Source organism: Rhizobium sp. P2_G9 (assembly GCF_056403475.1).
In genome coordinates, this window is the sequence record NZ_JBFUFK010000090.1 from 1 (window position 1) to 13,744 (window position 13,744).

At 60.1% G+C, this 13,744-nt stretch carries 14 protein-coding genes and 2 pseudogenes; 10 read left to right on the forward strand and 6 right to left on the reverse strand.

Translation table 11 applies throughout. The features are described 5' to 3' along the window. Window positions 1-393, forward strand: a 393-nt coding sequence (locus AC1DYF_RS39095) for a DDE-type integrase/transposase/recombinase (protein WP_477884162.1), incomplete at its 5' end; no start/stop codon positions are given. Between the two features lie 42 nt (window positions 394-435). Then, on the forward strand, window positions 436-867 hold the full coding sequence (locus tag AC1DYF_RS39100) for an IS110 family RNA-guided transposase (RefSeq protein ID WP_477884164.1): 432 nt from the start codon (window positions 436-438) through the stop codon (window positions 865-867). A gap of 386 nt (window positions 868-1,253) precedes the next feature. On the opposite strand, the gene AC1DYF_RS39105 is transcribed toward AC1DYF_RS39100, so the two are convergent. After that, a complete protein-coding gene (locus AC1DYF_RS39105; protein WP_477884166.1) occupies window positions 1,254-2,186 on the reverse strand; it encodes a LysR family transcriptional regulator in 933 nt (310 codons plus the stop codon). Between the two features lie 116 nt (window positions 2,187-2,302). Between AC1DYF_RS39105 and AC1DYF_RS39110 the strand changes: the two genes are divergently transcribed. Further along, a complete protein-coding gene (locus AC1DYF_RS39110) occupies window positions 2,303-3,064 on the forward strand; it encodes an FMN-dependent NADH-azoreductase (protein WP_477884168.1) in 762 nt (253 codons plus the stop codon). A gap of 11 nt (window positions 3,065-3,075) precedes the next feature. Next, window positions 3,076-3,669: an NADPH-dependent F420 reductase gene (locus tag AC1DYF_RS39115; RefSeq protein ID WP_477884170.1), complete on the forward strand. Its 594-nt coding sequence runs from the start codon at window positions 3,076-3,078 to the stop codon at window positions 3,667-3,669. A gap of 147 nt (window positions 3,670-3,816) precedes the next feature. Here AC1DYF_RS39115 and AC1DYF_RS39120 read toward each other — a convergent pair whose 3' ends face one another. The 3 genes and pseudogenes from AC1DYF_RS39120 to AC1DYF_RS39130 form a co-directional block, all read right to left on the reverse strand. Further along, window positions 3,817-4,437, reverse strand: a complete 621-nt coding sequence (locus AC1DYF_RS39120) for a tyrosine-type recombinase/integrase (RefSeq protein ID WP_477884172.1) — start codon at window positions 4,435-4,437, stop codon at window positions 3,817-3,819. 120 nt (window positions 4,438-4,557) lie between these two features. Then, a pseudogene (locus AC1DYF_RS39125) lies at window positions 4,558-7,033 on the reverse strand (CoA transferase). Between the two features lie 34 nt (window positions 7,034-7,067). Next, window positions 7,068-8,747, reverse strand: a complete 1,680-nt coding sequence (locus AC1DYF_RS39130; protein ID WP_477884174.1) for a GMC family oxidoreductase — start codon at window positions 8,745-8,747, stop codon at window positions 7,068-7,070. Between the two features lie 156 nt (window positions 8,748-8,903). Between AC1DYF_RS39130 and AC1DYF_RS39135 the strand changes: the two genes are divergently transcribed. From AC1DYF_RS39135 to AC1DYF_RS39145, 3 genes are all read left to right on the forward strand, one after another. Further along, entirely contained in the window at window positions 8,904-9,473 is a 570-nt protein-coding gene (locus tag AC1DYF_RS39135) for a LysR family transcriptional regulator (protein WP_477884180.1), read from the forward strand. Next, window positions 9,416-9,805 (forward strand): hypothetical protein, encoded by a 390-nt coding sequence (locus AC1DYF_RS39140; RefSeq protein ID WP_477884181.1) that lies wholly within the window; start codon window positions 9,416-9,418, stop codon window positions 9,803-9,805. The genes AC1DYF_RS39135 and AC1DYF_RS39140 overlap by 58 nt, the downstream gene beginning before the upstream one ends. Before the next feature lie 358 nt (window positions 9,806-10,163). Next, a complete protein-coding gene (locus tag AC1DYF_RS39145; protein WP_477884183.1) occupies window positions 10,164-10,733 on the forward strand; it encodes a TetR/AcrR family transcriptional regulator in 570 nt (189 codons plus the stop codon). On the opposite strand, the gene AC1DYF_RS39150 is transcribed toward AC1DYF_RS39145, so the two are convergent. Together AC1DYF_RS39150 and AC1DYF_RS39155 are read right to left on the reverse strand one after the other, a co-directional pair. Next, a complete protein-coding gene (locus AC1DYF_RS39150) occupies window positions 10,706-11,578 on the reverse strand; it encodes an NmrA family NAD(P)-binding protein (protein WP_477884185.1) in 873 nt (290 codons plus the stop codon). The genes AC1DYF_RS39145 and AC1DYF_RS39150 overlap by 28 nt on opposite strands. Next, a complete protein-coding gene (locus AC1DYF_RS39155) occupies window positions 11,575-12,408 on the reverse strand; it encodes an SGNH/GDSL hydrolase family protein (RefSeq protein ID WP_477884187.1) in 834 nt (277 codons plus the stop codon). Before AC1DYF_RS39155 ends, AC1DYF_RS39150 begins: the two co-directional genes overlap by 4 nt. 392 nt (window positions 12,409-12,800) lie before the next feature. On the opposite strand from AC1DYF_RS39155, the gene AC1DYF_RS39160 reads away from it, so the two are divergent. The 3 genes and pseudogenes from AC1DYF_RS39160 to AC1DYF_RS39170 form a co-directional block, all read left to right on the forward strand. Further along, window positions 12,801-13,304 carry a hypothetical protein gene (locus tag AC1DYF_RS39160; RefSeq protein ID WP_477884189.1) on the forward strand — a complete coding sequence of 168 codons (504 nt, stop codon included), beginning with the start codon at window positions 12,801-12,803 and terminating at the stop codon, window positions 13,302-13,304. A 55-nt stretch (window positions 13,305-13,359) separates the two neighbouring features. Continuing rightward, the gene (locus AC1DYF_RS39165; RefSeq protein WP_477884191.1) at window positions 13,360-13,611 is read left to right on the forward strand and encodes a hypothetical protein; all 252 of its coding nucleotides are present in this window, start codon (window positions 13,360-13,362) and stop codon (window positions 13,609-13,611) included. Between the two features lie 33 nt (window positions 13,612-13,644). Further along, a pseudogene (locus AC1DYF_RS39170) lies at window positions 13,645-13,744 on the forward strand (IS6 family transposase); the annotation flags it as partial.

Genomic DNA, 13,744 nt, shown 5'->3' on the forward strand with positions numbered 1-13,744 from the left:
AGGCGCGACCTCGACGCCGCCAAGCGCTTCTTTCGCAAGATGCTGAAGGATGAGCCACTGCTGTCACCCGGCAAAATCGGCACCGACGGCGCCAATACCTTTCCTTCGACCATCAAAACGTCCGTCGAAGAGGGACTGCTCCACCCAGATCCTGTGCATTATGTCACCAAGCATCTCCAGCAAGGCATCGAAAGCGACCATTTCCGGGTCAAGAAGAACATGCCCAAGATCGGAGGGTTCCGGTCATTCAACACCGCCCGAAGAACAATCGCGGGTTTCGAAGCCATGCTGTGGTTGCGGAAGGGCTTCGGCTTTTCTGGCAGTTGGACCGTCAATGATCAGAATGATCTTCTTGCGCGCCTATTCGGACTTCAAAAAGTTAACAAAGCATGAAAATGACGCCCTTCGTGGGATAATTGTAGCCCCCGAAAATCTTTGCGACGCGCCCATCGCGCCCATGATCTTAGCCGCAAGCTTGAGGGAGTTCCCGGTGTTGGTCCGTTGGTGGCAACAGCGCTGGCTGCCAGCATCCCCGATCCGGGCGTCTTTCGTTCCGGACGTGATCTGAGCGCCTGGATTGGGCTGGTCCCGAAACAAAACTCAAGCGGCGGCAAGGAGAAGCTTGGCGGCATCAGCAAGGCTGGAAACCGATACCTGCGACAATTATTGGTGCTCGGCGCGTTGGCAGTTATCAAACGAGCGAAACTATTAGGCCATGCTCGCCATCCATGGCTCGTCGGTCTGATGGAGCGCCGTCCGTCGAAGGTCGCGGCGGTCGCGCTCGCCAACAAGATGGCGCGGGTTGCTTGGGCCATGATGAGCCGTAACGAACCGTTTCGAGCAATACCGGTCGCGGCCGGGAGCTGAAACACGACGCAAGTGTCGTGACCACCGTTGGTAAGAGCAGGAGACTTGTAACGCACCCATGCCAGTCGGCCCGAGGAAAGGGACAACCCACTATGCGCCAGGCGCTTCGAGCGCGAGCTTTTGACCGGGACCCAATCCGCGGAGAGCATTATGGCCAGCGGCCTCTGTGCCGCGTCGAAAGGCCGGACACATGGCAGCTCCGACCAGCAACGTGCAAAAAAAGTCAAAAACCTCTTGCCAAACCGGAGCCGTCCACACATGGCGCATCCGAGACTTGAGGTCTGGGCTACATGTGGCCCAAACCGGTCGTTCATCTTCTCGATATACGTAGGCTCGGCCGCTGCGTCGAGCAGGGTTCATACATGGGGTGAGGTTGGCCCAACCCATCACTTTGGGGACTTGTCAGCGACCGCGAAGCCTTCCGATCCATTCCGAATGGCGAGCATTGTGATCAGGTGATCCTCTAGCTGAGACGGCTCACGGCCTCTCCGCTGGGAGATCATGAAAGTCAGAGGACGAATGTGCCACGCACGTCGTGCGACTTCCACGAGGGCTCCGCTGGCAATGTCGTCGCCGACGAGGTCTTCAGGCATGTGTCCCCAACCCAGTCCTGCCCTGAGGAAGTCGTGTTTTGCCCCAAGCTCGTTCACAAGCCATCGTCGCTCTCCGGCGACCGAAACGGATGATTTGTCAGCATTGGGCTGGTTGTCGGTGACGACGAGCTGGATATGGCGGCTGAATTCGTCGCGCGACGCCGCACCTCCGAGACTGGCAAGCGGATGTGAGGGGGCGCAGACGGTTACCATTCGCGTGTCACACAGCCAGTGCCTTTCGATCGTACTCGCTTTCAGTTCGGGCACATCTGCAGCAGTGACGGAAAACATGCACTCCCCGTCCAGAACAAGCGCCTCTCCACCTTGCATCGTCGTCATACGCAAGTTCACGACCGCGGTTGGTGATTCCACACTGAGCCGTTGAAGGCATGCAATCAGATGCCTGCGGGGGAAATAGACGTCGACGGCGATGGAGAGGTGTTCAGCCCCTGACGTGAAGATCGAACGTGCGCGGGTCTTCATCTCCTCGGTACGCGCGATCACCGCCCTTGCATCCGGAAGCAGGCTGCGTCCGGCCGGGCTGAGTTCTGCACGCCTCGTGTCACGCTCGAAAAGTTCGACTGACAGCGCTGCCTCTAGGGCGGCGATGGCGTGACTGACGGCGGACTGGGCGCGCAAGAGGCCTTTCGCCGCGCCGGAGAAACTGCCCGCGTCGCATACTGCCACGAAGGTACGAAGTTGGTTGATCGTGACGCCGTCAAGCATGATGCCATCCAAAGAGTAGATCAATAGTAGCGATATTACGTCAATTACATAGATAGCGCAACAGGCCTAAATACAGGGACGACATCGTTGAATTCTCAAAATTGAAAGGCCGATCAATGACTGACTGGAGTTACACGCCCATCAAAGCGGGCCGATGGCTCGAAAGGATCGTCCGTCTGCTCAAGGCGGGGCCGACACTTGCAAGCACCGATGTCGCAACGAAACAGGCACAACAGAGGTCAAGCATGCCTACTCTTCTTGTGATCGAGGCAAGTCCTCGATATGACTACTCCACTTCCCGCAAACTGACCGCAGTCTTCGTCGATCGGTGGAAAGCCGAAAACCCTCGCGGCAACGTGATTGTCCGCGATCTGATGAAGACGAACCTCCCATTCGTGGACCTTGCATGGATCATGGGGGCGTTCACGCCGACAGACACGCATTCTCCGGAGAGCGCTGCAGCCATCAAGGTATCGGACGATCTTGTCGCCGAGTTGAAATCGGCAGACCAGATCGTTATCGGCACGCCAATGTTTAACTTCTCCATCCCCGCCGTTCTGAAAGCCTATATCGATCATATCGTTCGCGTCGGCGTGACAGTGTCCGCCGACAACAAGGGCCTGCTCATTGGCAAGAAAGCCGACATCATCTTGGCCACGGGCGGTGATTTCTCTCCAGGCTCTCCCGTTGAGCAATACAACCAGGCCAGCGGATACCTCCGCCAGGTTCTCGGTTGGATGGGTATCGTCGATGTAGAGTTCGTGCTTGCGGGCCGTGCTAGGGCTGGAGACTACGGCGAGAAAGCGGTCGAGGAATTCGGAGAACTCGTTTCAATCGCAGCCCGGAACAGCACCCGGTTGCTGGCCGCCGCATCGTGAAGGAGAATGTCATGAAATACAGCATCATCGGAACTGGCAGCGTCGGCATTACGCTCGCTGGGTTGTTCGCCAAGAACTCCATCCCCGTCGACGTCGCCAACACACGAGGGCCATCGGCCGTCGCTTCGTCAATCGAAGGCCTCGGCGACAGCGTCAGGCCTGCGACCATAGAAGACGCGCTAGACGCGGACGTTATTTTCTTTGCAGTCCAGTTTTTGAACTTCAAGGATGTCGGCAAACTGCGCGCCGACTGGTTCGGAAAGATTGTCGTCGACGTGACGAATTCGGCGTTTCTTCCGCCGGACGTCCAGGAGCGTGAACTGCAGGGCCGTCTGTCGTCAGAAGTGAATGCGGACCGCGTTTCAGGCGCGAAGCTGGTGAAAGCGTTCAATCAGCTTCCAATGCAAGGCCTGACTGCGCCCGTTCCGGTTGGCGGACGTCGCGTCGTTTTCATTTCCAGCGATCATGCCGATGCAAGCACGGCTGTCGCGTCGCTCACGCATGACCTGGGATTTGCACCAATCGAAGTCGGCAGGATTGCCGAGGGTGGTCGCCTGATCCAGGCCAGGAACGCCCTCGTGTTCCAGAATCTGGTCAAATTCTGATTAAGGACTTCATCTGGACTGGATTTGAGCCGTTCTAGTGCAGCGGGTGCTGTTCAGTGTTCTTTGGACACCACTCGCTTTGCTGGAGATGTGATGTCGGCTCGTGGCGCGTTGGCGACCACCGGCTTTCGCCGATGGCCGCCGAGCTCAGAGGTCGATCTGCTCCGCAATTCGCAATGCGTCGTCGATCTCAATACCGAGGTAACGCACGGTGCTTTCGAGTTTGGTGTGGCCGAGAAAAATTTGGACAGCGCGCAGGTTTCCGGTCTTCTTGTAGATGAGAGCTGCCTTGGTTCTTCGCATTGAGTGCGTCCCATAGGCGCTCGCTTCAAGTCCAATACTCTTGACCCACCGCTGAACAATGCGCGCGTATTGTCGGGTCGAGAGATGGGTCGACTGGCGACGCCTGCCAGGGAAAAGATAACTCCCTCCAGTTCTCTTTACCGACGGGAGCCATGCGGTGAGGGCGACCTTCGTCTGTTCAGTCACTTCGAACTGCACGGGACGTTTCGTCTTCTTCTGGATGATTGTAGCCCGGTCCCTGATCGCGCTTCCAGACCAAAGGTCCTCCACTCTCAGCCTGACGAGGTCACATGCGCGAAGCTTGCTGTCGATCGCCAGATTGAACAGAGCCAGTTCCCTGGTTGCGCGGCTCATCTCGAGGCGGACGCGAATTGACCACACGTTCTTGGGCTGAAGCGGTCGCTTCTGACCCACGAGAATACCCTTGTTCCATGGATGACGGGTACGCGGCACATCGGACTCCATGACGGTTCCTCCGCCGCGCCTCCCACCACGTCGCTCCCGATGAGCGTCGACAGAATATCACGACTCGGCGGTTCGTGGCCCAAAGCGGCCGTGTCCGGCAAGCGCGCACGATGGTGGAATTCAACTCGGAAGGTATTCTCGACTCCAGCTTTCACTGACCGTCCGAGCAGTGATAAGTTCATCGACGCTAGCGTCTCCCAGACCAAGCCCCTTCATGACTTCCCGGGTCGAGGCACCATACTTTTCGGCAGGCGACCGTGCATAGATTTGCCCATTGATTGGCCGGACCGCATACGGGTCGAGATGCGTCACCGTGTGGCCACTGGGGTGATCGGCATAGATCGAGAAGGAATAGCTGCCGCGGTCGGTGCCGGGCGTGCCGTCGGCCGGCCGAGAAGTTTCGGCACGGATCGCTTCGATGTTGTCGCAGATCGCCGCTCCGATGTCCGCCTTTTGAAAGCGTTCCATCCAAAGCTTGGCCGGAGCGGTGGCGATGATCGCACTCAGGACTTCAACGCGCTCATGTTCCACGATATCGGCCATCCGCTCCAGGCTTTCGACGTTTCTAAAGCGCGGCAGGTCCTTCTCCGACGCGGCGATCACGATCCAGCGATCCTCTGCTCTATAAAGGCGATGTAGCGCATTATATCCGCGGGCGCTTGGGCCGGACGGTTCATTGAAAGGAGCGCGGCCTTGGTAATCAAAGCAAAATGGAATCTGCGCCAGCCCACTCAGGGCCGAGAGGGATGTCCGCGCACGGCCTATCTTTCCAGTTATCTGCTTTTGATAGAGCGCAGCGGCCACACCGAGGGCTGCACCGAAGCCGCACATCACATCGATCGTGCCGACATGGGCGTGCTCCTCGGGGGTCTTCATCGAACCTCCAAACCGGAGCATGATCCCGGTCGCGGCCTGCACCAGGTCGTCGTAGCCGAGATAGTTTGTCCGCGATCCATTCCGAACACCGCCGAAACAGTCCAGCTGGCAGAAGATGGCATCGGGATTGAGCTTCTTGAGGCCCTCGGCGTCGAGACCCTTCGACTTCACCTGGCGGTCGGTTGCATTCCAGACGACGACATCGACGGAGCGGACGAGTTCCTCGAACAGCTTGCGCCCGTCCGGCGAGCCTATGTCGAGCAGCACTGATTTCTTGCCCCGCATATGGGTCATGCCGAAAATGACGGTGTTCCAGCAGTCAAAGAGCGGCGTCGCCGGATCGATCTTGATGACCTCGGCTCCGAAGCGCGAGAGGTATGAGACCGAATGCGGTCCGGCGATGACGTTGCAGAGGTCGAGAACCCTGATTCCGTCCAGCCAACCTGACTTCCTCTCGCTCCTCGCGACACTCTTCTGAAGCGAGGAACCCATCGCCCGCAAGGTCGACAGCGCCTCGTCGAAGTTGGCCTTCCGCCGCGGTGCCGGTGTAAGCATAGCCTCGCCGCTCTCCTCGAGCCAGGCCATCGGGCCCGGCTGGATCCTCGATCATCAGGCCCGCCATGTCAGCATGGTCGTCGCTGATCCATTCCTGCAGCCAACGGTGCGGTGCGCCGGGAAACTGACCTTTGCCGAAGATGCGTTCCCATTCTTTCGCCGTTCGGGTGAGGAAAACGGCCTTCATCCGCTCGGAAATCTTGTCCGCCCAGAATTTCGGCAGGGGATAGACACCGAGGGAGACATCCGATGACCATTCCGACGCAGGGAGGTAGGTGTCGGGTTCTTCCCGAAGTCCTTCGGCAATGAGTTCGTCATAGATGCCGAGCGTCAGCAGGCAGCGCTTGGCGTGGAATTTGTGGCTCGGACAGACGACATAGAAGCTGCGGCCGTCCTTGCAGGGATAGCTGCGGTAGAAGGGGTCGAGAAAGCCCTGGAGGTCTTCGTATGTCACATCCATCGGCAGCCCTTCGGCCCGCCGCCTTTCGATCTCGCGCTCGCGCTGGGTCTGGTAGCGCAGCGGATAGTCGTCGATCTTGATCGAATTGTAGCAGAGGCCTTCCATGACCGCGCTGGCGAGCGGCACCTCGATGTGATCGCCATGTCCCGTCCTCACGCGGGCCTGGAGGGCGAGCGCCGTGGCGGACACGGCCAGCATCGTCCCGTAGGCGGAGGCGAGCGGCAGCGGCGAGAAGGAAGGGTTCACACCCATCAGCACACGGTTCAACCCCATGTCAGTGAAGACGCCGGAGGATGCAGCGATGACAGATTCAAACGCCCGCCATTCGCGACGAAGTTCGTCATTGGACGCGAATCCAGGGATCGACACGGTAATGAGTTCGGGGCGTGCAGCCCGCAGCGCAGTGAAGTCGATGCCAAGGCGCTTCATGACGCCGGGGCGGAAATTCTCGATGACGATGTCGGCCTCGGCGATCAGGGCAAGTGCCTCGGTCCGACCCCCGTCGGATTTCAGGTCCAGTGCGACAACCAGCTTGTTACGGTTCAGCGTCGCGTTGGCGGGGCTATCCCAAAGAGGGCCGTTGGGTGGGTCAATGTGGACGACAGTCGCGCCGAGGTCGCCGAGGATCATGGCGACGGCCGGCCCCGCGATATACTGGCCGAAGTCGACGACCTTGACCCCATGGAAAGGAAGAGCTTCACGCATCATCATTCTCTCTCGGAATTGTGTTTGCTGGAGTTTAGGCCGCGACGACGCGGCGCGCGTCTTCGAGGATCATTCCGGCTGCCTTCTCGGCGATCATCAGCGTCGGCGAGTTGGTATTGCCGCTGACAATGGTCGGCATGACACTCGCGTCGACAACGCGGAGGCCTTCGATGCCACGCACTCGCAGGCGACTGTCGACCACGGCCATGGGGTCGGAATCCGTCCCCATCTTGGCGGTACCAACCGGATGGAAGATGGTATTGGCGATGTCGCCTGCTAGTTTCACCAGTTCGTCGTCAGTCTGGAATTGCGGACCCGGCTTCCATTCCTCCGGCTGGTACTTGCGCAATGCGGGTTGGCTGGCGATCCTGCGCACCTGCCTCAAGCTGTCCACCGCGACTTTCCGATCTTCTGGCGTTGCCAGATAGTTCGGGGCGATCATCGGTGCGTCCTCCATCCGGCCAGAGCGGATTTTAACGCTGCCGCGGCTGGTCGGGTTGAGATTGCACACGCTCGCGGTCAATGCCGGAAAGTCGTGCAATGGCTCGCCGAAGGCATCGAGGCTGAGAGGTTGGACGTGATATTCAAGATTAGCATGGGCTTGGCTGGGGTCGGATCGGGTGAAGGCCCCCAACTGCGACGGCGACATGCTCATCGGCCCGCTGCGCTTCATTGCATATTCGAGACCGATCATCGCCTTGCCGACCAGCGAGTTCGCGATCGTGTTGAGCGTGCGCGCACCCTTCAGTTTGTAGACGGCCCTGATCTGGAGGTGATCCTGGAGGTTTTCGCCGACACCCGACAGATCGACCGCGATATTGATGCCGTGCCTCCGTAGAAGAGCGGTTGAACCGATGCCGGACAATTGAAGGACTTGAGGTGATCCGACAGCACCCGCCGACAAAATGACCTCACGGCGTGCCAAAAATTCAACCCGGCGGCCGTGATGGTGCAGGACAACACCCTTGCACACCTTGCCGCCGTTCATGTTAGTCGCGATCACCAGCTTTTCGACCTGGGCTTCCGTCAGGATCGTCAGGTTCTTGCGGGCTCTCGCCGGGCGCAGGAAAGCCTTCGACGCATTCCAGCGCCAACCAGAGCGCTGGTTGACCTCGAAATATCCGACACCCTCGTTGTCGCCGCTATTGAAGTCGTCGGTTCGGGGGAACCCGGCTTCGCAGGCTGCCTCGGCAAAGGCCTCGAGCACGTCCCAACGGAGCCGCTGCTTCTCTATCCGCCACTCTCCTCCGTGACCGTGCATGTCCGAGAAACGGTTGTTGTCGCCTGTCTTGGGATCGGCTCCGCCGTCCATCCGGTAGTGGTCTTCATGCGCCTTGAATTTCGGCAGCACCTCGTTCCAAGACCAGCTGGCGTCGCCGGTGACTGCTGCCCAGGCGTCGTAGTCACGGGCCTGTCCGCGCATGTAGATCATGCCGTTGATCGACGAGCATCCGCCGAGTGTCTTGCCACGGGGATAGCGAAGCGACCTGCCGTTGAGGCCGGGGTCCGCTTCGGTCTTGTAAAGCCAGTCGGTCCGGGGATTGCCGATGCAATAGAGGTAGCCGACTGGAATGTGAATCCACGGGTAGTTGTCGTTCTTGCCCGCTTCGAGCAGCAGGACCCGCGCCGCAGGATCGCGGCTCAGGCGGTTGGCCAGCAGGCACCCCGCCGTACCTGCGCCGATGACGATGTAATCGAATGAATCCTCAAGCATGGGCAAATCCAGATTTCCACTGCGCAATAGGCGGTATCCTCACGACGATGTTTGCCATAAATCAGACTGTTGAGGTATGGCGGAAAATATCATGTCGCCATTACTTTTTTCGATGGTAGGGTCGTGGGCCCGGGTATTTTTGTTTTAGGAATGTCAATGCGTGATCTGCCGCCGCTGAAGGCTCTTCGTGTATTCGAGGCATGCATTCGGTTGGGAACTTTCACAGCCGCCGCGCGAGAGCTGAACGTCGGTCAGCCCGCGATCAGCCACCAGATACAGGCCCTCGAGAACGATCTTGGTCTGACGCTGTTTGAGAGGAACGGCGGGGTCACCACAGCGACCGACGATGCACTCGCCTACCATGCCAAGATTGCATCCGCCCTGACCGATATCGCTAAGGCCACCCGGTCGTTACGCGAACGGGCAAGTGGACCCAGCCTGACGCTCGGCACCTATCCGGGCTTGGCGATGTTCTGGCTGATGCCGAAACTCGCGAACCTTCGAAACAGAGATAGTGACCTCTCCGTCAGGGTCGTGACAGCCGAGCGTGACCAGCACATCTCGATGGACAGCGTGGATTGCGCGATCCTCTTCGGTGACGGGCGCTGGGATGGGATGGTAGCCAGATTGTTGATTCCGGAGGTAGTGGTGCCGATCGCAGCCCGTCCGTGGCAACCAAGCTTGCCTCCCTATCGAAGGAAGACATCCTGGGCCATGGACCTCTGATCCATCTCGAAGACCCGGAAAGGCGGTGGTTCAACTGGGTTGACTGGCGATCGCATCGCGCTCCGAATGCGACCCTCGCCGCGACGGGCATTGAGGTGTCCAATCATGGCATCGCCATCCACCAGGCGCTGCTGGGGCATGGCATCGCACTCGGGTGGAGGGGGGTGATCGACGATCTGGTGTCGAACGGCTTGCTTATCGAATTGGACCAGGAGCCCTTGATCTCGGAGCGAGGCTACTACCTTGTCGGACCCGAGGACTTTATCAAGTCGCGTCTCGGGAGTGAGCTGCTAGCTGCGCTTTCTCCTGGCGTCACCCCAATCTCGACATGACGGTGGGGGGAGCCGCACCGCGTGCGAATTTCACTGCAACTTAGGCAAGGGCCAGATGGTTGAGGGCGGCCGTTAACTCGTAAAATGTCTCCTGTTGGCGCTTCAGAGACCTGAAGTCATGGCTCGAGTTGGCCCAAGGCGGACGTGGCTTAAACCACGTGGTCACGATCCGGCGAAATTCACCCGTCGGCTCGTCAAGGCTTGGCTGACCTCCGTGGCATATTGCCCGTAAATGTCGCCGCTGTTATGGTCCTGTGTCGGGGTTCGGCCCGGCGATCATCTAGAGCAAGGCAGCATGACGACGGCCCAAAGTACCCTTACGCGGCGCGAGCCGAAGCAGCATCGCTCACGGCGGACCGTGGACGACGTGCTAGAGGCGGTCCAGCTTGTGGTGAAGCGCCATGGGACCCGGGCCATTACCACCAATCGCATCGCGGAGGCTGCCGGCGTCAGCATCGGGTCGCTCTATCAGTACTTCCCCGACAAGCGCGCGATCTTCACGGCCCTTCATGACCAACACGTCGACGATATACGGCAGGTCATCCAGCAGACGACGGATGCCTTCAGCTCGGCTCCGCTGGAGGAATTCGCGCGCGAACTCGTCCATGGCCTGGTGAATGTGCACGCCGACATTGCGGAACTGCACGATGTCGTTTCGTCCGCCGTTCCGGAGAGCGCACCCGGCTTTAGGAACGCGCTGCATGACACGTTCAGGCGGGCACTGTCACGTGCCGATCAGGATCGGCACAGCCTCGACGAGACGGAGCGAATGCTTTTTGTCCTTCCACGCATGGTGGAATCGCTCGTCCACGGAACGGCCCACCAGGCGCGTGCCACCCTCTCGCGGGATGGCGCCACGAGCGAGGCAATTCGCACCATACTGGTCTACGTAAATTCCTTTCAGGGTAGCGCAGCGAAACACGATTGAAACGACGCGACGTTCTCAGCGGCCCATTGCGCGAACGGGATTGGTTCCCGCCCCGTCACCCGCTTCACCCCGTCCGTCACGGTTTCAAGCTGGCCCTCGCGCACAGCACGCCAGATGTCCACGAGGGCATCGACATAGGGGCCTTTCCCGGCCCATTGGACCACGCGGTCATACGCCTGTTGGTCGGATATTTCCTCGAAGCCGACAGGTCTGCCGATGGCTCTGCCGATCGCGGCCGCCATCTCCCCATACGACAGCGCCTCACGACCGGTGATCACCAGTGCCTCTCCGTCGTGGTCGCGCGTGGTCAGGGCGGCGGTGGCGACGGCGGCTATGTCGTCTGGATGGATGAACGCGATCTTGCCTCCACCCGTGGACGAGCGCAGCAAGCCGTCTCGGCGGATGGATTCCGACCAACCGAGCGCGTTGGACATGAATCCGGCTGCCTGAATGAATGTGAATGCCACCCCGCTTTGCCGAACGGCTTCCTCGCCGCCTGCGTGCCACGGACCGGTGCCGATCCCGGTTCGCACGTCCAGTGTAGAGAGCTTGACTACATGCCGTACGCCAGCGTGGCGGGCAGCGAAGGAGACCGCGCGATCTCGCGTCTCGAGATCCCATCCATCCGTCACGAGGAACACCCCGTCGACCCCAGCCAGTGCCGCCGCCAGCGAGGGACCTGGCTTTTCAAGGTCTCCGGTATGGATATCTACATGGTCACCGAAAAGGGCTCTGGCCCTCTTCGCGCTGCGCACGAAAACGGACGGGCGGGCTCCAGAATCTACGAGGCGCTGAGCGACCCGGGAGCCGATGTTTCCCGTCGCGCCGATGACGACGTATTTCATTTGAGCGCGCTCCAGCCACGGATCACTTCGAGTGCCAGACGCTTCTGGCCCGGCAGCGTGAAATGCAGACCGTCGCCCATGAGCAGGTCGGAAGGAGGCGGATTCCCCAAGCTGGAGAAGGCGTCGATAACCGGCCCGTCGCCATCGCGGACGATCCCGGCGACTCGCTCCAGGTCTTGATTGCGGAACCGAACCCCGAACCTGGCCAAGCCCTCATGCGCCGCGACCAGCGCCTCGTTGACCGCGGGCGGGGTGATCCAGACGCACTTCGCCGTGGTCTCTTTGGAAACGCGCTGGCGCAGCTCCGCAATGTTGCGCGCGGTCTCCTCGTGGTGCACGAGCGTCTTGGTGGGATGCGCGCCCTGCGTTCGTGCGTCGTTCGTGCCTAAGAGGAAGAGGATCCAGTCGGGCCGGAAATTGGCGATCTGACCGGCCCGCACGAGAGCGTGCGTGGTCGTTTCGGCGGCGACGGCGCTCACGGTCAACGAAATCCCGTCGCTATCGCGGCGCATCGCCAGCATTTCCCTCAGTATCACCGCCCAGGACTGGGGTTCGGACGTCAAGCTGTCACCGAACACCACGACCTTGTCCCCCTTCCGCAGGGGAAGGCGATCGACCATCGATGCCACGGCCTGGTCAGCAAGCAACGCGCCGGCTGCTTCCGAGGCCTCCTGTTGCATGCGGCCAAGTTCGGCCGCGTAAATCTCGACCGGGAGGCCGAGTAGCGCGGCATGAGCCTCTTGGCCGAGGCTGGCGCCTCCGGGAAGGGAGGCCAGGGTGCGCTCAGGCTGGATGACCTTCAAGAGCCAGCGTACTTGCTCGTTTGACATGGGCTTCATCTCTCCGTTGGATCCGTTTGCGAATAGCGATATGAGTAGCCGCTCGTCGGGGACGTCGCTACTCGCGTTTCCAGTTCGTCAAAACATCGTAATTGCATGGCAATTTGGCGTCGCCCCGGGACCTCGTCAGATTCAAGGACGGCCGGAGACGGCATCCCTCACGGTTCGGCACCCCATTTTGACGCGCTCTGTGCCATCGAGTCCGCTTGTGGCGCGAATCTGCCGCGAGGTCTCGGCTTTTGGCCCAGACTTGGCCTTTGGGTGGTTGGATTGCAAAATGCTCCTGGCGGGCGGATATTTCTTTGCCTGAAGCCGTTTTTCACAGACAGTCTGGCATCAGGCTGCTGCTTGGCCGAGGTAGTCCGAGTTTCAGAGAACGACAAATGGCGCGCGAAGAGCAGCAGAACAAATCTTTGGCGGCAAAGGCAGCATGGTCGCTGCTCGTCTTGACGGCTGCCCTGCAGGCGCTTTTTGGTCTGTCGGCGGTGGCGTACTTGTTCATGGGGGTGCTGAAGCCGGCCTCCGGGCTCGGTGCTTGGACAGCGGCGACGATGGGCGGGCTCCAGGCTGTTGCCGCCGTGGTCGCTTTCGCGCGGGCTGCTCGGCGTGATCTTCGCGGCACCACCGTTGCAGTCGCCGGCAGCATTATGCTCGGCTGGCTTTCGACGGTGCCGGCCGCCATTGAGCAAGGCCTCGACTTTTACGGCGACGACAGGGTTACGCCGGTCATTTTCGTCATATCGCCCTTCATTGCGATCGCCGCGGCAGCGCTTGCCTGGCGCAACGCCTATCCGATCGCGGCCGCCCTCATCGTGAGCGCGATGACCTTTGTCGGCATTTTGGTCGTCATCGCCTTCTCAATTGTCATCGCGATCTATGGCTTCTAAATCGGTGGTTCGCCTGTCTGTGGTCGCTGCCGCATCCTAAAACACAGGATTTGCAATGTCCGAGGATAACACGGATGCCATGCCGAACAGGCAAAGCGATCACGAATGGCGCTGGTCCCGCCAAGGCGTTGAGCAGCGCATAGGGGTGATGTCTCCTGCCGATGCGCTCGTCACGATTGAGGTATTCAACGCCAGATATGCAGATGATGTCTCGAAGCACCTGGATGCGGGCGCTTGCCTGTCTGGACTATCATCGCGCGAAGCCCACGAAGTTCGAGAGCGAATGGCAGCGGCATCGTCAACTTAACGGAATGTGGATATCGATGTGAGATGACGGGCGATGACAGACCGTGACCCGCTGTACCGCCGCCATCGCTTTCCCGCTGAAATTATTGCCCACGCGGTGTGGCTCTATTTCCGTTTCCCTCTCAGCTTGCGGA